The organism is Candidatus Eisenbacteria bacterium, from assembly GCA_030017955.1.
Lineage (GTDB): Bacteria > Eisenbacteria > RBG-16-71-46 > JASEGR01 > JASEGR01 > JASEGR01.
This window is the reverse complement of sequence record JASEGR010000037.1, coordinates 1-23,483: the sequence shown is the minus strand read 5'-3', so window position 1 is coordinate 23,483 and position 23,483 is coordinate 1. Positions and strand designations below refer to the sequence as shown.

Here is a 23,483-nt window from a genome sequence, read left to right as displayed (position 1 = left end):
CTTCCATATGCCGGCCATTCCCTAACCACCTGCCCTTGCCCTTCTCCGAACCCTGTTCCAGATGAAGTAGGAAGGCACGCCGATGGCTATGAAGACTATGCCGGATACTGTTTCTCTCGGCCTAGAGTGGAATGTGAGAGCAAGAAAAACAAGAGCGAATAGCACCAAAAGCGCGGGGAGAAAAGGATAAGCCGGAATCTTGAACGGTCGTTCGAGGTCAGGAAACCTCTTCCTGAATACAAAAAGAGATAGAGTCACGAGAAGTCCGGATAGCCAGATCACAAAAATTGTGAGAGTCAGGAGGGATTCGAAAGTGCCCGAGACTGCATAGCCGATAGCCAGAGCCGAAACGAGGAGTAGTGCGGCGTTGGGAGTTCCGCCCTCGTTCACGTTGCTGAGTTGCCGGAATGCGAGGCCTGCTCTGGAAAGTGCGAAGACGACCCTGGGCCCTGTCAGGAGCTGCGAATTGAGTCCGCCAAGAATGATAAAGAGAGCGATCAGTTCGACGGCTGCCTTCCCGGGGCTGCTGAAGGCTTCGACAGCAGCATCTCTTGCAGGTAAGACAGAACTCGCCACACCCTGATTTCCCAGAACTCGTAAAAGCGAAAAGTTCAGGATAAGATATATTGAGATGACAAGAACCGTTGATCTCACGAGCGAACGAGGAAGAACCCTGGAAGAAGCTTTCACCTCTTCGGACATGGTAACAACATCCCCATAGCCCGCATATGTCCACAGAATCGACTGAAGGGCAACTGCGAAAGCCATGAGACCCAGGCTCGAATGCTGAGTCTCAATTGCGCTTGCACCTGCTCTCCTTGCTCCGAAAATGACTACTGCCGCGGATAAGATGAGGAGGAAGAGCACCTTGCTGCCCGTGAGTATTCTCTGAGCAATCTTGCCTTCCTTCAAGCCCAGGTAGTTCAGAATTGCAAGCACGGCGATGACGACTACCGCTGAGACTCTCGCCGATGCCGGATTGAAACCGGCCAGTTCTCCAAGGTATTCGCCGAAGACCACCCCTAGTGCAGCCACGCTCGCAGGATAGATTATGAGAGTCGCAGCCCAGCCGTAGAGAAAGGCCGGAAGTCTCCCGAAAGCCTTCTCAATATAGACGTACCAGCCGCCCGCAAAGGGGAAAAGAGTACTGAGCTCGGCAAGGACAAGAGCATCAACAAGGGCTATCAATCCCCCAAGAAGCCAGGCAAAAAGAATGAGCTCGGGTATACCGAGCTCATTTGCAACGGTCCCAGGCGTTCTGAGGATGCCTGCTCCGATGGCGGCTCCCACCGAAATGGAGATTCCATCCCAGAGGCCCAGGATTTTTCTCAGCTGATGCCGGCTGTTGTGTGCTGCCCCGCTAATTTTCCTTAAGCCTTCTTTTTCTCCGAGAACGATTCCCCGGCAAAATCCACAAATGGCTTGAGGAGCGAACTGAACTCCATCGGGAAGATGAACTTCGTAGCCGGACTTGCTCCAAGGGACTTGAGCGCTTCAAGATACTGAAGGCTCATGGTTTTTCCGTCTATGCCTTTTGCAATGGAGAAAATCCTCTCCAGGGCAAGCGAGAATCCTTCTGCCCTGAGTATCGCTGCCTGCCTGTCTCCTTCTGCCTTGAGGATCGCCGCCTGCTTGTCTCCTTCAGCGACTGTTATGGCGGCTTGACGCTTTCCGTCCGCCTCCAATACCATAGCCCTTCTATTTCTCTCGGCACCCATCTGTCTGTTCATTGCTTCCTGGACTTCTGACGGCGGCACAATCTCCCTTATTTCTACTGTTGTTACTTTGACTCCCCACCGTTCAGTCACCTCATCCAGCTTGACTCTCAGAACCTGATTGATCTGCTCTCTTTTCGCAAGCACATCATCGAGGACGATGTCTCCCACAACCGCTCTCAATGTGGTGGTCGCGATTCCCTGCGATGCTCCTGCAAAGTTTCGCACTTGAACAACCGAAAGCGTCGGGTCAACAACTTTCCAGTAGATGAGGAAGTCAATCGCTATGGGTGCGTTATCCTTCGTTATGCAGGTTTGATGAGGTATTGAAAGGAAGAGCTCACGCAGGTCAACCCACACAGGCCTGTCAACGATAGGAATAAGAAGAACGAGTCCAGGCCCCCTTTGACCGACGCATCTTCCTAGACGGAATATGACGAGTCTCTGATACTCGTTCACTATCTTTATGGACATCTTCAAAAGCGCCAGAGCAAGAATTAGGATTACGACAAATGATAGTGTTATACTTTGCATCGTCTGCTCCTTTCCTATGGATTCCCGATTCTTCTTACATTCAACTTCAAGCCGTCGTTTCCGATAACCTCGATTCTGTCACCTTCTTTGATAGTTCCACTTTCGGAAAAAGCATTCCACTGTTCTCCGCCCACGAGAACAAATCCGGATCTGTCAATATCACTTTTCGCTTCACCCTTCATTCCTATGACACCTTCGACTCCGCTCACAACTTTTCTCTTCTGAGCTCGAATTCCTTTTGTCACGGCGAAAAGGAAGAAGAGCCCGGTGAAAACAGCCACACTCAAGATGAGACTCAGAGAGACCTTGAAATACGGAAGAGATGGTTCGTACAGCATAAGCGATCCAATCACGAATGACACTACCCCTCCTACTGTCAGTGTACCGTGTCCAGGAATCTTTATATCAGCTATGAAAAGCACAACAGAAAATATTATGAGGAAAAGCCCGGCCAGGTTGAGCGGCAGGGTCTCAAAAGCGACGAGGGCAAGAATGAGACAGATTGACCCGACTATCCCCGGCAAGACGGCACCGGGGTTGGCAAACTCGTAGATTAGTCCGTAGATTCCAAGTATGAAAAGTACATATGCCAGGTTGGGATGTGAAATCGTGTGGAGAAAATCCTCCCGCATACTCATCTTCATGTCACGAATAGGAAGTCCCTTGGTGGAGATCGTCTCTTCCCCATCCAGAGCTTTCACCTTCATTCCGTCGAGCTTGTCAACCAGGGCGGGAAGGTCTTCACACTTCAGGTCAACCACACCGGATCTCATCGCCTCATCGACGCTGGACGATATGCTCTTTCTCACTGCATCTTCTGCCCAGGAGAGACTCCGTCCCCTCCTTTTTGCGATCGACCTCATGTAACTCGCCGCGTCGTTCGTGATCTTGTCACTTGCAGTCTTGCCTTCCATGTCAACGGGATGCGCCGCTCCGATGCTCGTGCCTGGTGCCATCGCAATCACACTGGCAGACATGGCTATGAACGCTCCTGCCGATGCAGCTCTTGCTCCTCTTGGAGAAACAAAGACCACTGTCGGGATTTTCGAATTCAGGAAGGCCTGGACTATCTGCCTCATTGAAGTATCAAGGCCCCCAGGAGTGTCAATCTGAACAATGATGCAGGATGCGTTATCTTCTTTCGCTTCCTCGACCACCCTGATCAGGTACTGTGCCACTATCGGATCGATTACACCTTTTACGGTGACAACTCCCACGTAGGGCACATTCTCTTTTGAATGGAGAGGAGGAACTGCCAGGGCAAGGCCGAGAAGAGCCGTAACAACGAGGGCAACCCTTCGCAAGGGAATCCTCAGAAGAACGCTACTGCGCGCATGTCGGAACATGGATTGCCACTTCCTTTCTCTCCCAATGGCTAAATCTAACTTCGTTCTACGGCCGTCTGCCTCATCGTGAAAATTTTCCGAAGGAGTTGTACAGAGACGCGAAGATCGCCGCCCCTATAAACCCATAGACAATACCATAGATGAGACCGAGTACGCTCCCTCCGGCTGAAACGGAATAGCCCGGGCAAAACTTTGACATGAGCATCATGTGCTGGCCACCGGCGGTGGCATTCGACAGAAGAGTGGCCGCAAGCATCACTATTCCAGCCAGAATTCCTGACGAAATGGCAAACGGAATGACTTTGAGTTTCACACCGCACCTCCTTTTGGAAAGCGCCCCGGGCTCTGTCCCTTGGCAGTTCTGGGACACATCAGTTACTCCTTAGAACGTAAGAGATACCAAGCCTCAGAGCGGGCTCTGCAGACGGACCTATCAGGCCCGTCTCTTCCTGGCAATCTATTAGAGGCATCTGCCTGGGTCAAGACTTTCTTGGCGGGCCCCACTTTGGGAAAGCCCGGAACAGCATCGAACCCTCAGCCGCCGCTCTCTCTCATCTCCACTCCAAGAAGAGCGCCGGCCTTTTCCAGGAAGCTTCCGTCCGGCTTCAAGTCTGCGGCGGAGATGAAAAGCCGCTCGATCTCATCGTCCACGGTGGAACTTCTCAAGGCGGACCTGAGATCAACGGATGTCCGGCAGGCAAGGCAAGGTTTCAACCTGCCGTCGCATGTAAGCCTCAATCTATTACACTGATCGCAGAATCCTTCCGTGACCGGCGCTATGAAACCAACCTTGCCCCGCCCGTTTCCTAGCCTGAAGCTTTGTGCAGGACCGGAGGAACCCTCTCTTTCTTCAGGGAAGAGAACGTGGGCTTCTTCGACTGCTCTTCTTGCCAGTGCCACGGGCACCGTGCTCATTGCATTGCCGTTTCTCCCAAACGGCATGAGCTCGATAAACCGCACCTCAATCCCGAATTTCTCAGCCAGGGAAACGAAATCAAGAACCTCCGAATCATTCAATCCTTCCAGCAGGACCACGTTTATCTTGACCTCAAGGCCCGCACGCACCGACTGAGAAATGCCTGTCAGAACAGAATCCAGTGCATCCCTCCCGGTTATCCTTTCAAACTTCTTCCTCTGAAGAGTGTCGAGACTTATGTTTACGCTGTCCAGCCCGTGCGACCTGAGGCCGTAAGCCATCTCGCCAAGGAGCACTCCATTGCTTGTAAGCGCAAGACGACCTCCCCCTTTCGCCTCCGACAGGAGACTCAGAAGTCCAACTATGTCTTTTCTGAGAAGAGGCTCTCCGCCGGTCAATCTGAATTTTTCGATGCCGAGCCGTCTTGCTGCACGGACGACTCTGGCCAGCTCTTCAAAAGTGAGGATTGATGAATGCGATTTGAGTTCTATGCCTCCTTCCGGGTGGCAGTAGAAGCATCTCAGATTGCACCTGTCAGTCAAAGAGATCCGGAGATACGTTATTCCTCTTCCCTTTTTGCCGCACAGCGCCAACTATCTTCCTCCCATCATGCAAACAGGTGAGGCACGAATGCACAATCATCCGTGAATCTGATGCGCTTTCCTGACCTCATAGCAGGCTACATTGTGTCCTACCGGATGTCAACTGAGCCAGATTCTCCTTCGGGGGCGATTCCCGGCAACATAGGGCTTGCTTAAGAGCGGATAAGAAAGATAGTATCTGAATACAATGAAGGACGATGCAAAGCCGAAGATTGCATTTCTCGAACATGCAAGCAAGATCGGAGGAGGACAGGACGTTCTTTTCCGCTTCCTTGACGAGGCTGAGCACGATTTCGAAGTTTCTGTGGTAACCGGCGGAGAGGGGCCGTTTACTGAAAGACTCAAGAGCTCCGGATTCAAGTGCCACATCCTCCCTGCCAGACTTGAATATGGAGTCACATCTGACCCGGTCAAACTGGCCGGGTTTGTCTTTCAGTCCGTTTCCCTCGGGCTCAGACTCGCGAGATTGGTCAGAAGAGAGAGGATAGCGCTTCTGGTCGCAAATCACACTTATGCGATTCCACACGGCGTAATTGCCTCCATGCTCACCAAGGTGCCGTTGGTCGCAATCGTGCACTCCGTTCTTGACGAGAAGGTAATGGGTCTGAGCGAGGCGCGCTTCGTTTCCATGCTTCTGAAGCGGTCGGATGCAAAAGCAATCTGCATTTCCAGGGCGGTCGCCGCCCCACTTCTCAGGGGCGGGCTGGACGAAAATCGCATACGTTACGTCCACAGTTGGATCGCTGTTCCTCCGGAAGCCACACTCAGACAAAGAAGGGAAAGCCCCATGACATTTGGTGTTTTTGGAAGGCTCATACCTGAAAAAGGACATGAGCTCTTCTTGAGAGCAGGGGCAATGCTTCTCAAGTCCGCTCCGGATACAAGATTTCTGATAGCCGGAGATCCGATTTTTGCCAAGGGAGACGCCGGTGACTATCCCGGTGAACTCAAGACTCTAGCATCTGCTCTCGGGATTGCAGGCAAGGTGACCTTTCTGCCCCACCAGGAATCGTTGGATGAGCTTTACCGGTCTGTTGATGCAGTGGTCGTCCCCTCGACGGTCAGCGAGGCCTTCAATCTCGTGATTCTCGAAGCGATGGCAAGAGCAATTCCGGTGATCGCCTCAAACAAGGGGGGAAATCCCGAGCAGGTTACCGACGGGATCACTGGGTTTCTTTTCAGGAGCGGAGACTTTCAGGACCTGGCTTCCAAGATGAGCCTTCTGTCGAGCAACAGGGACGGAGCCGCTGCGCTCGGCCTGGCAGGAAGAAAGAGAGTCGAAGAGAACTTCACAAGAGAGAAGAACGCTCCGCTCTTTATCTCGGTGCTGAAAGAAGCCGTCTTGGCCGGCGGCCGGTTTCCACGCCTCCACGGTGCCGGCTCCCCGGATCCGGGCGCGCCATGAGAAGACTACTCATCGTTGCATATTACTTTCCTCCCCTTGGAGGCATGGGCGCCATCAGACCACTCAAGCTTGCGAAGTACCTATCGAGGAAAAACTTCGAGGTCTTTGTCCTCGCCCCGGAAAAAGGAACATCAGAGATTACCGACGAGTCAATCATCATCCCGCCGGAGCTGAACGTTGTGAGAAGCTCGGCGTTAACAGACAGAATAAGGCTCTTTCTTGCCAGGGCCGGACGGACGACTACCGCAGGTTCAATGAACTCTCAGAGATTCGAGCCCTCCGGCAACGAACAGCCAAGAGCAGGCAGCAGTGTGGCAGAAGAAGTCGGGGATGCGGACGGCAGAACAGTGCTTGAATCCGCAAACCGGACTGCTCTCCAGAAGCCAAGAGGTCTTCTCAGCCAGTTTGCCAGAGATTTTCTTGTCAACTGGATCCTGATACCCGATGGAAAGGCCGGCTGGATTCCGTCTGCACTCTCGTGTGCAGAGAAGCTCATCGAGAAAGAACGGATTGACCTGATTTTCTCCACATCAAGTCCTTTTACAGACCATGTGATTGGCTATCTTCTTAAGAGACGACTGGGCAAGCCGTGGATTGCTGATTTGAGAGACCTATGGGCACAAGATGAGTACATGGGAAGGCCTGCAATGAGAAGAGCCATCGACAGAAAGCTTGAGAAGGGAGTCCTGAGGCTGGCCGATGCCATCACCGTAGTCAGCAGTGAACATCACGATAAGTTCATTGATGTATATCCTGCCTTCCGTGGAAAGACATGGATAGTCCCGAATGCGTTTGATCCTGAAGACCTCGAAGTACCATGCTGTGAAAAAACAAAATTCTTCAGTCTGACTCATACTGGAACAGTCTACGGAGAAGACAAGAACTTCGAAGACCTTTTCATCGTGCTGAGAGATCTATTGCGCGAAGGAAAGATCGACAGAGAAAGAGTGAAATTATCTTTCTTTGGTCTCCCGAACAGATTCATACTCAGACTCATCTCCGAACTGAACCTGGGTGAAGTTGTGGAATACAGAGGTCTCGTGAATAGAAAAGATGCGCTGAAGACCCAGCGTGAATCGAGAATGTTGCTTCTCAGTGCAAAGGGCGGAGAGGATCCGGCACTCAGAGGGGCGGTCCGGGCAAAACTCTACGAATATCTATTCTCCGGAACGCCGGTTCTCGCCATGTGCAACCCGGGAAGCGCGCCCGCAAGAATCATACTCAAAGCCGGTGCAGGAGAAGTTGTAAAACCGGGCGACCGCGAGGGATTGAGGGCGGCCATCCAGAGACGGTACGATGAGTTCCTCACAAAAGGAGAGCTGGTCCACGGGGTGCGCGAAGGGGCTCTGGAAGAATTTCACTTTTCGAAATCAGGCGACAAGCTTGTTGAGGTCATTGAGACTCTCATCTGAACTCCGCGAAATCCATCCTGACGGACTTCAGAATTCCTCAATGATTTTCTTGATTTTTTCCTGGAGATTGCAGGGCACGCTCTTCTCGCGACACTTTTCCTTCACGACCTGTTTCGCACCAGCCGCATTGCAGCTGAGTAGAGAGGCCGCAGAAAGCCAAGCAGGTCCTTCTCGAACTTCTTATCGTTCAGAGATTTCTTCAAGCTTGTTCAAGCCCCCTGAGCCAACTTACCCTCAAGAAACGGAGAAACGAAAGAAACCTTGCCGGAAGAGAACGTGGCAAGAACCCTTGTGTCCGGAATTTTGTCCGCCTCGCACCTCAACACGTCGCGTGACAGAACGGCAAGATCCGCAGACTTACCTTCCTCAATACTTCCGCGAAGATCTGCCTCACCTTCGAGAGCGGCAGGATTAAGCGTATAGGCAAGGGCTGCGTTCCGCGAATCGATGCACTCTTCCTTCACCCATGATTCCCTTCCGTTTCTCCGCCTTGTCACCGCCGCGTGGAGACCAACCAAAGGGTCAGGTGATTCTACAGGCGCATCGGACCCAAAGACAAGCCTTGCCTTACTCTTCAGAAGTGAATTCCAGGGGTAAGAGTACCTCACACGTTTGCCCCAAAGGAGTTCCGCCGTCTCCATATCAGAAACTGCATGCACGGGCTGCATCGAGCTGAAGACTCCCAGCCTTCCGAATCTCGGAATGTCCTTCGGATCGAGAAGCTGCGCATGTTCCACTCTGAACAAGTTCCGCGCCTTCGTGCCGAGCTCCAACCGTACCTTCTCATATGAGTCAAGAGCCATCCTGTTGGCCATGTCTCCGATGGCATGGACGGAATACATGACGCGGGAAAGAAACGCAGCCCGCATTGTTCCGAGAAGTTCCGCCATGCTGATCGTAAGCACGCCTTTTTCCCTTTTGAGACCCTCATACGGACTGATCATGAGAGCTGTCCGCGAGGTGAGCGAGCCGTCAATGAATGCCTTCACTCCCATTATCCTGACAAGGTTGGATCCGAATCCGGAGGTGATCTCGAGGGAGCTTAGAAGAGGAAGCATGTTCAACGGGAGAAAAGACCGCACCCTTACCGGGAGTTTACCCTGGCTCTCAAGTTTCATCAGAAGACCAAGCAGATTCGACTGGCTGAAGTCATGAACGCCGACTATTCCGAGCTTGGCCAGTTTGAACAGGGTCTTCCTGATTGAATCCTCGTCGAGGGGCATTTCTTTTCGGACGACGGAGAGAAGAGACTCAGCTGCATTCTCTTTCAAGACTCCCGTCGCTTTCCTGCCTATTTTTTCCACAACAAATCCCGAAGCCCGCGACCTCTTGGCCGAAACTTCTGCCTTTCTAAGGGCCTTTGAGTTGCCCCAGACAGAATGACCGTCGTTACTCACCAGGGCGACATGGATATCGCTTCTGATTCCATCGAGAAGGTCCAGCGACGGCCGGGAGCTCCACATATTCGAATCCCAGCCCCTCCCAAGAAGCCAGCCCCCGGGGCGGACCTTGCGGGCAAAGGGTTTGAGCCTTGAGACCACTTCCTCAGGTGATGACGTGCCTTTAAGCTTAACCGACGTCCCTTCTCTGGAGAGACCATCAAGATGAATGTGAGAGTCAACAAACCCCGGCATCACTGTTGCTCCCTCAAGATCAACCCAGAGCGTTGATCTGCCGGTCAGCGCTTTGAGTTTCTCCTTGCTGCCAACATGCTCTATGAGTCCCCGGTTGACCGAAAGAGCCTTCGAGTATTTGTTACCACACCACACATTGCAGTTGTAGAGCACAGTCCTTGGGAAACCGCTCGTCGAGCTCATCCGTTCACCCGTTCTCTCTGCTGCAAGACATTTCCGTGGCGCCCATCAGGTCCCTGCACGTGTATCCGAGACCAATCGCATCGAACGTCTTCATGGGATTTCTTCAATGTCCCACTTCAGTCCGAATCGTCCAAATCCGATCTTCGTGTCGTGGTAGAAGACAACAGGTGATTTCTGCTCCCTGGCCAGTCCCAGATACCTTTCCTTCATGACACAGGTCGTGGTTGGATCGATGTCAAATGCCGTATTCCAGGTCGGTTTGGTATGCATCGAGGTCGGGGCAATATCGCCCGGGACAATCGCCTTCTCTCCATCGGATTCAATCAGCACAATCTGGTGGCCGCGCGTATGGCCGCCGGTCAGGACAACTCTTATACCCGGCAGTATCAGTGAGTCTCCTTCCAGGAGCTTGAGCTGGCCTGCCTCCTCAAGAGGCAGGAGATTCTCTGGAAAATATGAACTTTTGCCGAGAAGGCCAGGGAATCGGGCAGCCGCCCACTCTTCCCTTTGCGCAAGATAGGTCGCATTCCGGAAAACAGGCTTGAGTTTTCCGCCGTTCAGCATCGTATTTCCGCCTGCGTGGTCAAAGTGAAGGTGAGTGAGTATCACGAAATCGATTGATTCCGCGGTGAGTCGCTCACTCGCGAGAGACGCAGAGACTGAGTTTGACTTCTCAATGCGCCATATTCTCTTGTGCTTGTCGTCTTCGGAGAACTTATCGCCGACCCCAGTATCAACAAGAATGTTCTTGTCCGGAGTCCTGATAAGGAGTGGGTTCAGCGCAATCGGCATTAGATTGTCTTCATCGGGAGACACTTTCAATTTCCACAGAGCCTTCGGCACGATTCCGAAGAAAGTCCCGCAATCTCCCATGAAATGCCCGTCTGAGAGAATAGTCAGCTCGAATCTCCCGACCTTAAGCTTTCTTTTCATCGATGGCTGCCTTTCCGAGGAATACCCTCACCGAGTTAGAGTGTATTATCACCGTGTCCATCGTATCGTAGGCATAGCCGCCTGCAAGAAGAAGAGAGACGGGGATGTTCCTTTCTCTCGCCATCGAATAGATGAGAAAATCCCTCGTCATCAGGTCTTGTATGGTCAGTTTGAGCGCGCCAAGCTGGTCTCTCATGTATGGGTCCGCGCCGCCCACGTACACTATCAGCTCGGGTTTGATGCTGTCCAGAATCGCGGGAATTCTCTCGCGGAGTACTGCCAGATACTCTGCCCCCCCTGTTCCATCGCGAAGCCCCACATCAAGGTCGCTCGACGGTTTCATCATCGGATAGTTGTCTTCCTGATGTATTGAGAAGGTGAAAACGTTCGGGGCTTCCCGGAATATGTACGCGGTGCCGTTTCCCTGGTGGAGGTCGCAGTCAACAACAATCGCTCTCCGGATGTCCCCGTCCTTGAGGAGCCTCTTTATGCCTATGGCTATGTCGTTCAGAACGCAGAAACCTTCGCCGTCGTCCGGGAAGGCATGGTGAAATCCGCCGCCGAGATGAATTCCGACGCCGTGCTCAATGGCATTCTTGAACGAGAGAATTGTCCCTCCTGCTCCAAGCCACGAAGCTGAGACAAGTTCTTTTGAATAGGGGAGCTCGAGGACAAGAATGTCTTTCGTCGAAAGGGTCCCGTTCTTGAGTTTCTCGACGTATCCCTTCGTGTGAACGAGAAGTACGTCATCATCTGTGGCCGGCTCCGGAGACACGAAATCCCCTTCCGAAGCCACTTTCTCTTCAATGAGCAGACTCTTGATCAGACGGTATTTTTGTGTTGCGAAAACATGGGGACCAATATCGACTTCATAGGCATCTGAATAGACTATCTTTATTCTTCGCTTGGTCATGCCGCCAAACTCATGAATTCAAGTGCCATCTACGGCCTCAAGGCGAGCCGTGTTCTGGAGACTTACCTTCTCAGGTTTTCAAAAACCAGGAGCCCGGCGCCCAGGACACCTGCATCGTCCCTCAGCCTGGAGAGTTTTATCTCAACTCTGCTTCCGATTGTTGGAAGAGTAAAAAGAATCGAATAGCGCCTTACCCTTTCGAGAAGAAAATCACCGGCCAGGGACATTCCGCCGCCCAGGACAATGGCGTCAGGATCGATGAGATTTGAGATGGAGCCTATAGCCGCGCCAAGGAAGAGCATAGCTTCATCTACGATCGAAACTGCGATTCTATCTCCCCTCTTTGCCCTGTCAAAAACAGTCTTGGCGCTGATTCTCTTGCGATTGACATCTGCCGGAGTTCCGATTTTTGTTTTGACCCCCGCAATGATAAGATTCTCCGCCCGTTTTCCTATCGCCGTCGCAGAAGAAAAGCTCTCAAGGCACCCCCGGCCGCCGCACCCGCAGATCGGTCCGGACGGGCTAAGTGTCATGTGCCCGATTTCCCCGGCTCCTGAGAGACTTCCCCTGAAGAGTTTCCCGTCGAGAAATAGTCCGCCGCCAATGCCTGTTCCAAGGGTGACCATCATGAAATTCGAGTGCCCTTTCCCTGCGCCAAGCATCGCTTCACCCAGAGTTGCGGCGTTTGCATCATTGTCAACATAGACGGGGATTGAGAAGCGTCTCTCAAGAAAACTCTTGAGCGGGATATTGCACCACCCGGGAAGATTAGGGGATGCGCCAAGAATCTTTCCGGAAGGGAAGTCAACTGTCCCGGGACTTCCGACACCAATTCCCAGAACCTTCCCATTGCCTTTCTTCACCAACTCACTTGTAAGACCAAAAATCTTTCCGAGAATTGCATCTTTCCCCTTGCCGGCCTCAACAGGCATCGCTTTCGCAAAGCGGACATTCCCGGTCTCATCAAAGATTCCGCCCCTCAACGTGGTCCCGCCAAGGTCTATACCTATTGCAAGGCGAGCCTTCAACCGCAATCACCCCCTCTGACTCTCAGTTTGCCTGCTTGAAGAGTGCCTTGATGCTGCCCCAAGACACGGGCTCAATGGCCACCGGGTATTCAAAGAAGAATATCTTTCTTGCCTTCTGGTCGATGACATAAAGGAAATCTCCGCCCTTCGTGAGTGCCACATCCGACGGACTCTCGAAGCCGGGATCGGGAAACATCTCCAGTAGGTGGCCGAATGCATTGAAGAAGCGAGCCCACACGTTTCCGCCGCCGCTACAGCACGCGAAGAAATTTCCCACCGGGTCAAGGACAACGCCGTTCGGAGAGAACGAGCCGGTAAGCACGAGGTTCGGTTCTGCCACATAGCCCGAAGGGTCCAATGCCGTGCCGCCGCGCCACATGCATACTCCTGATCCGGCGCACGACGAGAGAATGAAGCTCCCGGGAAGGTTGTAGTCTCTCCCCCGGAGAACGCTGATGTCCTTTACAGCCCCCCCTGGTGCCAATCCCTGCGGGCGGGGCAGGACTTCGGCACCGTCTCTCCCCCTCTCCGTGAAGTCGAATTCTCGCAGTCCAGAGCCCCCAGGCGCCGTCACACCTGCAAAGAGGTATCCCCGAGTTGTAACATCAATTCCCCAGAAAGCAGTCTCATAGCCAGTTTGGCCGCTCTTCGGGAAAAGCTCTCTTTCGTCCCTGGATCCGGACCGATATCTGATAATGTATGAACCTCCGTCGGCAACTCTTGCGGAGACGAAAACATCCCGTGCGAGCACGGCTATGCCCGTCAGCTCGACAACGAGGGAGCCAAGCGGGAATTCGTCGACAAGAACGGCGGTTGTCTCTCCGTGAGTCAGCTTGAGAAGTCCGTTGTGCGAGCCGTAGCCCGAGGCCGCGGAAGTGATGAACCAGAGATTATTGTCGGGATCTATCGCGCATAGATATGGGCTCATCCTCTGGTCGTGTATGGTCGTCGTACGAGAAGGGATGTTTACCCAAAGAGCAGATGCGCTTCGCGCTATGCCTGTCAGGCTCAACAAAGAACATAGGATGAGAGAGATTCTACTTGACATGGGGGCGGTTCTTGATCGAGAAACCTTGTCGAAGCTATCACTGGAAGAGAGGCCATGTCAAAGGAAAAGGTCTGATCCACGGCATGGGGGAAAAGCCATTTTACCTTCTTTTCCCTGAGGTGTCAAAAGGTAGGAATCTGGAGAAACAGGTGACATCCGATAGCGAGCTCCTCTCGAGGTCAAAGAAGGGAGATAAAGAGGCCTTCGGTGAGCTTGTTCTCAGATACGAGCGGGTCATCTACTTCCTTTGTCTCAAGGCGGTTGGAGACCACGATGAAGCTTCGGATCTTGCTCAATCGGTGTTCGTCAGGGCGTACATGGCACTGTCGGGCTTCAAGGAGGAGTCAAGCTTCAAGACATGGCTCTATCAAATTGCAATCAATCTGACGAAGAATTACTGGCGGGACAGGGCGAGAAAAAGGAAATCAGAGCTTGCGCCCGAGTCGCTGGTCGAAGAGCCCGCCACCCTGGAGAGACTCTCAGGTGAAGATACACTGTCGTTTGTCTGGAGTGAGGCAATGAAACTTCCCGAGAAACAGAGGGCAGCTTTGATACTGAGAGCCGACAAGGGATTAAGCTACAAGGAAATCGCAAAGATTCTCAACACCCGTGAAGGAGCAGTAAAAGTTAATTATCATCACGCCGTGAGGAAACTCAGGGCACTTTGGGAAGAAAGGGAGAAGGAAGGGCAGGTCTCCGGTATGGGGGAGACGAAATGAAATGCAAGAAAGTAAAAGAGCTTCTTCTGAGTTACGAAGAAGGACAACTTGAGAAGGGAGATGCTCAGGAAGTAAGCGCACATCTCTCATCTTGTGCCGCTTGTGCCGGGGAACTTGAATCCTTGCGCAAGGTTCTTTCTTCGCTCTCCAGACCGCTTCCGGATCCCGGCGATAAATACTGGAGTAGTTTCCATTCGGCTGTTTTGGCAGAACTTGATTGCAAAGAAGAGACATCGGGCTTGGCAGAACGTATTCGCGGATTGTTGTTTCCTGATCTGAGGAGACTCGTGTACGTGGTTTCAGGCGCCTCTGCTGTCATTCTTGTCGCAGTCGCCTTAGTCTTTTTCCCCAGGATTGGAGATCTCCGGAATGACTTCCCGAAAGAACAGCTCCTCTTCGAAAATGAGGATAGCCGTATTTCAGTCTACTCACTTTCGGAGGAAGAGCTGGCTAAGCTCTCTCAGGATCTGACGTCGGCCTTTGAGACCACCCTTCAGGAAGATGGCGGCGAGACTCTCCTTTATGCCATCGAGAACTCTTCGCCGGAGTTTGTTACGAGTCTCACCACGTTGAGCACCAGCGAGCTCTCCAAGCTTGAGGATGAGCTCAAGAAAGTCGGACCTTCTATAGGGAGGAGTCAGTCATGAAAGGGAATTCGATTCGTTTTCTGTTCTTCTGTGTTTCGATCTTCATCATTGGACTGGTTTTCGTATCACAGAATTCATACGCTTTTCCGCCGGCCCCGGCTCCAGACAATCCCAACGATCCGGAGCCCGGGATCTACGGACCGCCTGGCGCGTTTCCTCCGGATGCCGCTCCCGACATCGATGAAGATTGGATGGACGAACTTGCTGCCCCATTTCCTCCTTGCATGGCTCTCAATATGGGAGGGGCAGGGATCTTTGCGGTCCCTGCAGCATCGCCTCCCGGCCCGCCAACCGTTCCTGAGCGCATGGAAAGGGTTCACAGGAAAATTGAGACTATGAGGATGTGGAGACTCACTGAGGAACTCAACCTCACAGAAGAGAAAGGTGCAAAGCTCTTTCCCGTTCTGAACAAGTATAACGACAAGAGGGCGGCGCTTGGGATAGAGAGGAGAAAACTCTTGACCGCACTGCGGGACCTGGCCAACGACCAGTCTCCTTCGGATGCGAAGCTCAAGGAGACACTCGATGCCCTTGAAGTAAACGGTTCCTCAATGGACCAACTCAAGAAGGACGAGCTGAAAGAATTGAAAGCGATTCTTGCACCGTACGAGCAGGCAAAGTTCATCATCTTCAACGAGCAGTTCGAGCGGGAAATGAGGCAGACGATAGAAAGAGTAAGAGGCAGGAATGCGGTTCCCGGTCCCAGAGGCCGGTCTACGAAAAGACCATAAAGCTGTCCCGGAGCCTTCCGGCCGTACCTTTCCGTGTTCCGAGGCCGAAAAAACAGGGGCTCAAGTTCCATCTTGAGCCCCTGCGCTTTTCTATAGGCAATGAGCGATCAGCTTGAGCGGACTACGTCTCTTCCTCCAGGTACTTTCCTGCGGCAACAGCCGCCATCGTACCGTCTCCGACGGCTGTAGCTATCTGTCTCACAAGTTTCTGCCGCACGTCTCCCGCGGCAAAGATCCCTTTTTCGGATGTCTCCATTTTGTCATCTGTGACAATATATCCTGCCTCATCCTTCCGGACCGACTCGGGCAGGAAATCGCCTCTTGGCAGCATGCCTGCATATATGAAAACGCCGTCAACCTTGAGCTCTGTCCTTTCACCTGTCTTCAGGTTCTTCAGCCTCACCTGAGAAACCGAGTTGTTGCCCTCCACTTCTTCCAATACCGAATCCCAGAGGAAGGCGATCTTTTTGTTCGCCAGAGCCCGTTCCTGAAGAAGCCTCACGGCTCTCAGCTTGTCACGTCTATGAATCAGAAAAACCTGCTCTGCGAATTTCGTCAAATAGATTCCTTCTTCGACCGCAGAGTTTCCGCCGCCCAATACCGCGATTTTCTTCCCTGCAAAAAACGGCCCGTCACATGTGGCGCAGTATGAGACTCCTTTTCCTCTGAGCTCCTTCTCACCAGGGACGCCGAGCACCCTGGGCTCGGTGCCGGTCGCGGCAATCATGCATCCGGCTTCGATTTCCCTTGTCTCGGTCGTGACCAAAACCCTTGAGCCATCCTTCCTGGCGGCGCTGACCGTCTCAGTCACTATCTCGGCTCCGAATCCTCTGGCTTGATGCTCCATCTTCTCCGCGAGTTCGTAGCCCGGAATCGACTCGAATCCCGGGTAGTTTTCGATTCGTTCAGTAAGAAGAACCTGTCCGCCGGGAGCCAGTTTCTCTGCAACGAGCACGCTCAATTTTGCCCTGGATGCGTAAGTGGCTGCAGTAAGTCCTGCGGGCCCCCCGCCTGCGATAACCATGTCATATTTATTCACGGGCTGACATTCCCCTTACGAGCCAAGAGCTTGCTCAACCATCTTCACAAGCTCGACTTTGGATGCAGCGCCGACTTTCTGAGCAGCGATCTCGCCTCCCTTGAAAAGCAGAAGAGTCGGGATTCCACGCACGCCATACTTGGACGCTGTCAATGCATTCTCGTCAACGTTGATCTTTCCAACCTTGATTTTACCCTTCATCTCCTGGGCAAGTTCTTCAACAACGGGTGCAATCATTCTGCACGGAGCGCACCATGGAGCCCAGAAATCAACCAGGACAGGGATATCAGATTTGAGAACCTCAGATTCGAAATTCTTGTCGTCAACAGCTACGGGCTTCCATGTTTCCATGTAGGTACCTCCCATCATTGCTTTGCATTCCCGGAAAAACGGGCCCACCGTCGCCGGTATTGGCAATCGGCTGCTTTCCCGAGCACAGAGTGATTACTAGAGAAAAGCACCTGCGAGTGTTGTGGCAGTCATGTTCATTTTACACAGTTCCCGGTTCTGTTTCCACACTTTTCTGCAATTCGTGCTCATCAATCCCCGGAATCTGTGATACCGGGCGGCAGGTTCGCGAATCAAGGCGTAAGACGAAGAGAGTTTCAGACTATCCTCATGAACCGATAACCCTGATGATCTCTTTCTCCACATCAGAAAGAAAGGCCGGGAGATCGACCGGGCTTGGAACGAATCCCTGGAAATTTCCTTTTTTTCCACCGCCGTTCCCCCCGACCTGCTTGACACGGGTCTCCAGAATCTTCGCCAGATTCTCCCCGAATCCGGCAGGAGAGATCAGGAAAATCTCTTTCCACTATTCTTATCCTGTCGTGAGAGACGGCCGGCTTTCTCAGAGGAAGAGCTTCAAGTTCCTCCGGCGTGACGAAATAGGTCTTGACGGGTCTGCACTCTTCGACTATCGCATTGGCAGCCTTTTCAACGGAATCGAGTATTTCGTCGCTTGCCTCCTGAGCGGAAAGCTCCAGATTCGAGCTCTCGAACCCGATATGCACGGAAAGAGTCTCACCGACGTTCTCCGCCAGAAACGCCTGAGAAAGAACGTGCTGCCCCGTGTGCTGCTGCATGAGATCGAAACGCCTGTCCCAATCCACCGTGCCGCGGACTGCCTTGCCGGGTTCAAGCGAACCTTCAATGGCATGGAATATTTCTTCTTCTTTTTCTATTGCTTCGATGACTCTTATCCCGTCAAGAAAACCGGTGTCAGAGGGCTGTCCGCCGGAGGAAGGATAGAAGGCGGTCCTGTCGAGAAGAACTTCGGCTCCGCCCGGGGTTTCCCGGACAAGGAGCACTTTTGCCTCAAACTCCTTCATGTACGGATCCTGCCAAAAAAGTCTTTCAGTGTGCTGGATCATATGTGTTCTGTCAGGTCATCAGACCCGGTTGAACTTTGCATCACAGAAACTCGCTTTGTCAACAAGAAGGGGCAAACAATATTGCCGGGTTACCGTCACGCACGATTCCGCGTCCCGGGGCCGTGAAACTCGGAGCAGGCTGCACGGAAGATTGTTCTTGCAACTGTCCATCATACCAGGATACTCTTGTGAAGTTGAGACCATGGCGTGAGGCAATGTGCTGAGCCCATGGTCCTTGGATCAACAAAAAGGTTCCCCGTTAAAACCGTATCCCATAGACCACACGAAAAAGGGATGCCCGGCAATCGCTGCCGGCCGTGTGTCGTGGAACTACGCGAGTAACAGGGAACCTTTTTGGCAGGGCTTGCCTGCCTAGTCTAGCTACCCCGCAACATTCTCAAAGTTCCAGAACTAGCGACTTCTTCTCAGGAAGTACTTTATGCCTGGAGAGGTTGGAGTAAAAAGCCTGCAGAAACCCGACTGACTGCGGCTCTTCCTAGAGGGACTCCACTGCTTTTACCTCTGGTACTCTCTCTTTCAGCACTCTCTCGACGCCTGCTTTCAACGTCATCTGGGAGAAGGGGCAGCAGCCACAAGCCCCCAGAAGTCTGACCCGAACCACTCCGTCAACTACATCAACCAGCTCTATGTCCCCGCCGTCGGCTTGAAGCGAAGGTCTAATCTCGCGCAAGGCCTGTTCGACTTTCTCCTGCATGTACTCCTCGCTTTCTCTAAAGTAACATCTAAACCTTCCACCACAACTCTCTACATGTCAAACAATTACATCTCTTGTTCTCTTGGTCTGTATCTTACCACGTCCCAATAGCGCCTGTCAAGATGATTTCCTCTTTCTCGACTCCAGCCTGCTGGAAGCATTCAGGACATCGGATTTCTCGAGCCATGCCCTTCGCGCGACGGAAACGCCGAGTTTCATCATCCAGAGCTGTTCCGTATTGTGCGAATCTGTGCCGATTGCCAGCTTCACCCCCAGCTCTTTTGCACGCCTTGCGTTCCCATCATTTAAGTCTAACCGATCATAGTAGGCATTTATTTCAAGAGCAGTTCCGGTTTTCCGCGCTTCCTCCAATACTCTTTCAAGATCTACGTCGTACCCCTCTCTCTTTGAAATCAGCCTCCCGGTCGGGTGCGCAATTATGCGAACAAATGGATTCCTCATGGCTTTAACAATTCTCTCGGTGACATTCTTCCTGAAGCCGCTGTGTATCGCAGCAACCACGACGTCAAGTTTCTCCAGTATGGAATCCGGAAGGTCCAAGCTCCCATCGGCTTTTATGTCAACCTCCGCTCCTTTCAGAATTCGTATGCCGGAAATCCTCTTCCGCAGCCCGTCAATCTCTGCCATCTGTTTGGAGAGCCGTTCCTCAGAAAGGCCTCCGGCATAAGCGGCAGATTTTGTGTGGTCGCATATTGCCAGATAGGAATAGCCCATGCGCTTTCCGGCGAGTACCACTTCTTCGATCGTATTGAATCCATCACTGTATGCAGAATGAACATGGAGATCACCTTTTATGTCGTTCTCCTCAAGGAGACGAGGAAGACTCCCCTGTCCGGAAGCTTCTATTTCTCCCGAGTCTTCCCTCAATTCAGGCGGCATCAATTCGAGGCCAAGTCCCTCATAGATGTCTTCTTCTGCTCTGCCACCAATACTCTTGTCCCCCTTGAAGATTCCATATTCGCTGATTTTCATTCCCATCTTCTTCGCGATTTCCCTCAGATGTACGTTGTGTTCTTTCGAACCGGTAAAGTACTGCAGGGCGGACCCAAAAGATTCCGGAGGAACTGCGCGGATATCGACCTGAAGACCTTCGCTCACGATGATGCTTCCCTTTGTATCTCCCTTTGCAAGCACTTCCTGCACGTCGGGGAGAGAAGTGAACCTGTCAATGATCTCCTCCCCTTCTCTGCTCTCGACCAGGATGTCTATGTCGCCAATTGTCTCCTTCATGCGCCTGAGCGAGCCGGCAGGCGACATTCTTCCCGTGGGGTTATATTTCTTGAGGGAATCAATAATCTTTTCGACAATCGGGAGGGCAATACCTAACGAGATTCTCTCTTTGCTTGCAGCGTGAAGTTTGATTCCTCGCAGGATGTTGTCGAGCTTCTTCTCTCCCATGCCGGGGAGAGAGGCAAGAGTCTTGTCTTTGGAGACTCGTACCAGATCTTCGACGCTCTTTACGCCCAGCTCTTTGTACGCCAGAGCAAGTGTTTTCGGCCCGAGTCCCTGAATCGAGAGAAGGTCAACAATTCCCGGCGGAACTCCGTCCATTACTTCTTTGAATTTACTGATCCGGCCTGTCTTGAGGTACTCCTCTATCTTCTCCGCCGTGCCCTTCCCTATCCCCGGGACCTCCAGGAGTTTCCCTTCCTTCCGGACATGCTCAATGTCTTCCCGCAGATCTCCAAGAACTCTGCTCACCTTTCTATAGGCATTGACTTTGAACCGGTTCTCTCCCTTGAACTCGAGAGCATCTGCCATCTGCTCGAAAAGCTCTGAAAGGACGCGGTTCTTCACTTTTCCTGCACCTTCTCATCGTCAGAATTGCTTGCTACCCAAGGCCCCGATGCTCGGAAGATTCTGTTCCTCCATTCTCAGCATCTCCACGAGGGATTCAATCGCATCTGTGTCCTTAACAAAATTAGTTCTCTCGGTGTCTATTCGATAGATTCTTGAATACGACGAGGCTTTCTCGACCCACCTCTTGTATGCATTGTCGAGTCTTGAAAGATATTCCATGGTTATCGATTTCTCACAATCTCTCCCCCTGTTTTCGATTCTCCCCAGAAGAATTTCGGGCGAGGCCTCAAGATATATGATCATGTCCGGAGGACGCAGGAAGCTTACCATCAAGTCGAAAAGGGATTTGTAGTTTTCATAGTCCACCTCAGTCATGGAGCCCTGCTCATAGAGAGTCCTTGCAAAGACCTCTCCGTCCTCATAGATGGTCCGGTCCTGTATGAACGATTCCTCAATCAACATGAACTCCCTCTGCGCTTCGAATCTTCTTGAGAGAAAGAACATTTGAAGATGGAAGCTCCACCTTTGCATGTCCTTATAGAAGTTCTCCAGATATGGATTGTTGACGACGGGTTCATAATAGGATCGCCAGCCGAGTTTCTGGTTCAGAGCTTTTGTAAGATTGGTCTTCCCGACTCCGATGTTGCCCGCAATTGCGAGGAAGAAGTTCTTCTTCATATGAACCTCCTTCGCCGATTCATGGTTACAATCTATTTGGAACGCACACGAAAGAACCGAGAAAACTTTCTTTGAGAGAAAAATACAAAGACACGCTCATTATAGTCACGCGAGCGGGTGTGGCAAGGTATTTACAAAAAAAATTCCGGGGCCTCGGGAGGCCGCTCAACGGGGCAGACAAGAGTTTTGACCGGGACCGGCAGTTTCTGAGAAGATGCAGGCCGGGAATCGTTGGGAGGTACTAGAAAACCATGGAAAAAGGCAGTCGAAACCCGGACTCTTCGCTGGGCCAGGAAGTTGTTGATTGGAGCCGGGCAAATGAAGAGGCGATTCGGATTCTTCAGGATCTCATAAGAATTGATACCAGTAATCCTCCCGGAAACGAGACCAAAGTTGCAGAGTATCTGCATCAGCTCTTTTCACAAGAAGGGATTGAATCGGAAATCCTGGAGCCCGGTTCCGGCAGAGGGACCATAGTTGCGAGGATAAGGGGGAGTGGAAAGCAGCGACCGATTCTTCTTCTTTCGCACACGGATGTCGTGGGCGTTGAGAGAGAAAAGTGGAGCTTAGAACCGTTCTCGGGCCAGATAAAAGAAGATTACCTTTACGGTAGGGGCGCAATTGATGACAAGGGAATGACGGCCGTCGAAACAGAGATAATGCTCCTTGTCAGGCGGCACAACATTCCTTTGGATAGAGACATTGTATTCGTGGCAGAGGCCGATGAGGAAGCAGGCGGACGGTTTGGGATAAATTGGATAGTCAAGAATCATTTCCAGAAAATAGATGCAGAAGTGGCGATTAACGAGGGCGGACGAGTGATGGAATCGGGCGGAAAGGTGAGATACGTCGCAGTGCAGACAACTGAGAAAGTCCCCTACAATGTAAAACTCACGGTGGAAGGACACGGCGGACATGCGTCAATGCCAAGGCCGGACAACTGCATCTCCATTCTTTCGACCGCGCTTTCCAGGATTTCCAAATACGAAACCAAGGTCAAGCTGAATCCAGCGGCAAGAGTTTTCTTCAACGGGCTTGCCAAGAAAGAGAAGTTTCCCGCCAGCTTCTACCTCAAGAATCTGAAAACACCAATGATTGGAGGATTCTGTTCGAGAAGGGTCTCAAAAAATCTCATGCTGAACGCTGTCATGAGGAATACAGTCTCCCCTACGATTCTGAGGGCCGGCATCCGCGCGAATGTGATTCCTTCATCCTGCGAGGCGCATCTCAATGTGAGGCTTCTCCCGGGCGAGACTATTGAGGAGTTTGTCTCGGAGCTGGAGAACGTGGTTCGGGACAATAGAGTGAAGATCGAATACAAGAAACCTGAGCAAGGTGAATCCGAAGGCTCTTCTTTCCAGAATGAGTTTTTCGCCAAGATCGTTGAAGCGTCAAAGAAGATATTTCCAGGGGCGGAAGTAGTTCCATTTTTGTCAGCCGGGGCAACAGATTCAAGAGCATTGAGAAAAAAGGGGATGCAGGCCTACGGAATTCTCCCATTTCCCCTCACCGAAGATGACCTGGGAAGGATGCACGGCAACGACGAAAGGGTGTCACTGAAGTCATTCTATTCGGGACTGCTGCTTCTCTACACGCTGGTGACAAGCATCGCAGGTGCTCGGCAATAGGCTCCGATTAAGCCCAGCCACACCCCCCGACCCAGCATGGAGTTGTTCGATTGTCAATTGGCTGATTGCAACGCGACAACCGACAAAAAAGGCCAAAAAGGCCGGACGGATCATATACTCCCCCGTGTCTTGTCGCCTCTTCCCGCCCCACAGTCACCGGACAGTTGGTATCTTCGCATTCCGCCAGGAGCGTGTGGAAGCAGCGGATGGGCACCTGGTAGAGGAGTGTGTGCTCACGACGTCAGGCGTTTCCAGACTCTCTACACCACAAGCGGGAGGCGATCGTTGAGGTCATGGAGCACTTTGGGCTCAGTGGAAGAAGAGCTTGCCGGGTCGGGGAAGGTCAGGCAGAGTCTTGCGGAGGGTGATTTCAAGCATTCAGTCCAATTGGGTTAGCTGACTAAGTATTGTTGAACGTCAATTGTTTTTCCCGTTGGCGACAATTAGAATTCCCGTTTTTTCG

At 52.2% G+C, this 23,483-nt stretch carries 22 protein-coding genes; 6 read left to right on the top strand and 16 right to left on the bottom strand.

All coding sequences use genetic code 11. From position 1 onward, the window contains the following. Positions 1-21 precede the first annotated feature (21 nt). The 5 genes from QME66_07680 to moaA form a co-directional block, all read right to left on the bottom strand. A complete protein-coding gene (locus tag QME66_07680; GenBank protein MDI6808843.1) occupies positions 22-1,320 on the bottom strand; it encodes an amino acid permease in 1,299 nt (432 codons plus the stop codon). 50 nt (positions 1,321-1,370) lie between these two features. Continuing rightward, a complete protein-coding gene (locus QME66_07675) occupies positions 1,371-2,249 on the bottom strand; it encodes an SPFH domain-containing protein (protein ID MDI6808842.1) in 879 nt (292 codons plus the stop codon). 14 nt (positions 2,250-2,263) lie between these two features. Beyond that, the gene (locus QME66_07670) at positions 2,264-3,553 is read right to left on the bottom strand and encodes a nodulation protein NfeD (protein ID MDI6808841.1); all 1,290 of its coding nucleotides are present in this window, start codon (positions 3,551-3,553) and stop codon (positions 2,264-2,266) included. Positions 3,554-3,656: 103 nt separating this feature from the next. Next, positions 3,657-3,908, bottom strand: coding sequence for a hypothetical protein (locus QME66_07665; GenBank protein MDI6808840.1), 252 nt, complete (start codon positions 3,906-3,908; stop codon positions 3,657-3,659). Positions 3,909-4,129: 221 nt separating this feature from the next. Beyond that, entirely contained in the window at positions 4,130-5,104 is a 975-nt protein-coding gene (gene moaA, locus QME66_07660; GenBank protein MDI6808839.1) for a GTP 3',8-cyclase MoaA, read from the bottom strand. A 196-nt stretch (positions 5,105-5,300) separates the two neighbouring features. On the opposite strand from moaA, the gene QME66_07655 reads away from it, so the two are divergent. Beyond that, positions 5,301-6,518 (top strand): glycosyltransferase, encoded by a 1,218-nt coding sequence (locus QME66_07655; protein MDI6808838.1) that lies wholly within the window; start codon positions 5,301-5,303, stop codon positions 6,516-6,518. After that, a complete protein-coding gene (locus tag QME66_07650) occupies positions 6,515-7,930 on the top strand; it encodes a glycosyltransferase (GenBank protein ID MDI6808837.1) in 1,416 nt (471 codons plus the stop codon). Before QME66_07655 ends, QME66_07650 begins: the two co-directional genes overlap by 4 nt. Before the next feature lie 209 nt (positions 7,931-8,139). Here the strand turns inward: QME66_07650 and QME66_07645 are convergent, their stop codons facing one another. The 5 genes from QME66_07645 to QME66_07625 form a co-directional block, all read right to left on the bottom strand. Next, positions 8,140-9,747 carry an amidohydrolase gene (locus QME66_07645; protein MDI6808836.1) on the bottom strand — a complete coding sequence of 536 codons (1,608 nt, stop codon included), beginning with the start codon at positions 9,745-9,747 and terminating at the stop codon, positions 8,140-8,142. 90 nt (positions 9,748-9,837) lie between these two features. Beyond that, positions 9,838-10,680, bottom strand: coding sequence for an MBL fold metallo-hydrolase (locus QME66_07640; protein MDI6808835.1), 843 nt, complete (start codon positions 10,678-10,680; stop codon positions 9,838-9,840). Next, positions 10,664-11,593: a histone deacetylase gene (locus QME66_07635; protein ID MDI6808834.1), complete on the bottom strand. Its 930-nt coding sequence runs from the start codon at positions 11,591-11,593 to the stop codon at positions 10,664-10,666. Before QME66_07635 ends, QME66_07640 begins: the two co-directional genes overlap by 17 nt. A 62-nt stretch (positions 11,594-11,655) precedes the next feature. After that, positions 11,656-12,621, bottom strand: coding sequence for an ROK family protein (locus tag QME66_07630; protein ID MDI6808833.1), 966 nt, complete (start codon positions 12,619-12,621; stop codon positions 11,656-11,658). A gap of 22 nt (positions 12,622-12,643) precedes the next feature. Continuing rightward, positions 12,644-13,549, bottom strand: coding sequence for a hypothetical protein (locus QME66_07625; GenBank protein ID MDI6808832.1), 906 nt, complete (start codon positions 13,547-13,549; stop codon positions 12,644-12,646). A gap of 131 nt (positions 13,550-13,680) precedes the next feature. Between QME66_07625 and QME66_07620 the strand changes: the two genes are divergently transcribed. Genes QME66_07620 through QME66_07610 form a run of 3 tightly spaced genes read left to right on the top strand, consistent with a single transcriptional unit; the run spans position 13,681 to position 15,766 of the window. Further along, complete coding sequence (locus tag QME66_07620) at positions 13,681-14,388, top strand: RNA polymerase sigma factor (protein ID MDI6808831.1); 708 nt, start codon at positions 13,681-13,683, stop codon at positions 14,386-14,388. After that, positions 14,385-15,035 (top strand): zf-HC2 domain-containing protein, encoded by a 651-nt coding sequence (locus tag QME66_07615; protein MDI6808830.1) that lies wholly within the window; start codon positions 14,385-14,387, stop codon positions 15,033-15,035. Before QME66_07620 ends, QME66_07615 begins: the two co-directional genes overlap by 4 nt. Then, positions 15,032-15,766 carry a hypothetical protein gene (locus tag QME66_07610; protein ID MDI6808829.1) on the top strand — a complete coding sequence of 245 codons (735 nt, stop codon included), beginning with the start codon at positions 15,032-15,034 and terminating at the stop codon, positions 15,764-15,766. Before QME66_07615 ends, QME66_07610 begins: the two co-directional genes overlap by 4 nt. Before the next feature lie 121 nt (positions 15,767-15,887). Here QME66_07610 and trxB read toward each other — a convergent pair whose 3' ends face one another. The 6 genes from trxB to QME66_07580 form a co-directional block, all read right to left on the bottom strand. After that, positions 15,888-16,805 carry a thioredoxin-disulfide reductase gene (gene trxB, locus QME66_07605; protein ID MDI6808828.1) on the bottom strand — a complete coding sequence of 306 codons (918 nt, stop codon included), beginning with the start codon at positions 16,803-16,805 and terminating at the stop codon, positions 15,888-15,890. Between the two features lie 15 nt (positions 16,806-16,820). After that, positions 16,821-17,156, bottom strand: a complete 336-nt coding sequence (gene trxA / locus QME66_07600) for a thioredoxin (protein MDI6808827.1) — start codon at positions 17,154-17,156, stop codon at positions 16,821-16,823. 302 nt (positions 17,157-17,458) lie between these two features. Beyond that, entirely contained in the window at positions 17,459-18,136 is a 678-nt protein-coding gene (locus QME66_07595) for an alanyl-tRNA editing protein (protein ID MDI6808826.1), read from the bottom strand. A gap of 538 nt (positions 18,137-18,674) precedes the next feature. Continuing rightward, complete coding sequence (locus QME66_07590; GenBank protein ID MDI6808825.1) at positions 18,675-18,893, bottom strand: NifU family protein; 219 nt, start codon at positions 18,891-18,893, stop codon at positions 18,675-18,677. A 117-nt stretch (positions 18,894-19,010) separates the two neighbouring features. Next, positions 19,011-20,711: a DNA polymerase/3'-5' exonuclease PolX gene (polX, locus tag QME66_07585; GenBank protein MDI6808824.1), complete on the bottom strand. Its 1,701-nt coding sequence runs from the start codon at positions 20,709-20,711 to the stop codon at positions 19,011-19,013. Between the two features lie 21 nt (positions 20,712-20,732). Continuing rightward, a complete protein-coding gene (locus QME66_07580; GenBank protein ID MDI6808823.1) occupies positions 20,733-21,392 on the bottom strand; it encodes a deoxynucleoside kinase in 660 nt (219 codons plus the stop codon). 251 nt (positions 21,393-21,643) lie between these two features. On the opposite strand from QME66_07580, the gene QME66_07575 reads away from it, so the two are divergent. Continuing rightward, positions 21,644-23,020, top strand: a complete 1,377-nt coding sequence (locus QME66_07575; protein MDI6808822.1) for a M20/M25/M40 family metallo-hydrolase — start codon at positions 21,644-21,646, stop codon at positions 23,018-23,020. Positions 23,021-23,483 lie beyond the last annotated feature (463 nt).

Excerpts from the sequence above, each read along its gene's own strand:
- QME66_07675 (MDI6808842.1), bottom strand. The coding sequence starts at position 2,249 with ATGCAAAGTATAACACTATCATTTGTCGTAATCCTAATTCTTGCTCTG.
- QME66_07655 (MDI6808838.1), top strand. The coding sequence starts at position 5,301 with ATGAAGGACGATGCAAAGCCGAAGATTGCATTTCTCGAACATGCAAGC.
- QME66_07650 (MDI6808837.1), top strand. The coding sequence starts at position 6,515 with ATGAGAAGACTACTCATCGTTGCATATTACTTTCCTCCCCTTGGAGGC.
- QME66_07645 (MDI6808836.1), bottom strand. The coding sequence starts at position 9,747 with ATGAGCTCGACGAGCGGTTTCCCAAGGACTGTGCTCTACAACTGCAAT.
- QME66_07640 (MDI6808835.1), bottom strand. The coding sequence starts at position 10,680 with ATGAAAAGAAAGCTTAAGGTCGGGAGATTCGAGCTGACTATTCTCTCA.
- QME66_07635 (MDI6808834.1), bottom strand. The coding sequence starts at position 11,593 with ATGACCAAGCGAAGAATAAAGATAGTCTATTCAGATGCCTATGAAGTC.
- QME66_07625 (MDI6808832.1), bottom strand. The coding sequence starts at position 13,549 with ATGAGCCCATATCTATGCGCGATAGATCCCGACAATAATCTCTGGTTC.
- QME66_07615 (MDI6808830.1), top strand. The coding sequence starts at position 14,385 with ATGAAATGCAAGAAAGTAAAAGAGCTTCTTCTGAGTTACGAAGAAGGA.
- QME66_07610 (MDI6808829.1), top strand. The coding sequence starts at position 15,032 with ATGAAAGGGAATTCGATTCGTTTTCTGTTCTTCTGTGTTTCGATCTTC.
- trxA (MDI6808827.1), bottom strand. The coding sequence starts at position 17,156 with ATGGAAACATGGAAGCCCGTAGCTGTTGACGACAAGAATTTCGAATCT.
- QME66_07595 (MDI6808826.1), bottom strand. The coding sequence starts at position 18,136 with ATGAAGGAGTTTGAGGCAAAAGTGCTCCTTGTCCGGGAAACCCCGGGC.
- QME66_07590 (MDI6808825.1), bottom strand. The coding sequence starts at position 18,893 with ATGCAGGAGAAAGTCGAACAGGCCTTGCGCGAGATTAGACCTTCGCTT.
- QME66_07580 (MDI6808823.1), bottom strand. The coding sequence starts at position 21,392 with ATGAAGAAGAACTTCTTCCTCGCAATTGCGGGCAACATCGGAGTCGGG.
- QME66_07575 (MDI6808822.1), top strand. The coding sequence starts at position 21,644 with ATGGAAAAAGGCAGTCGAAACCCGGACTCTTCGCTGGGCCAGGAAGTT.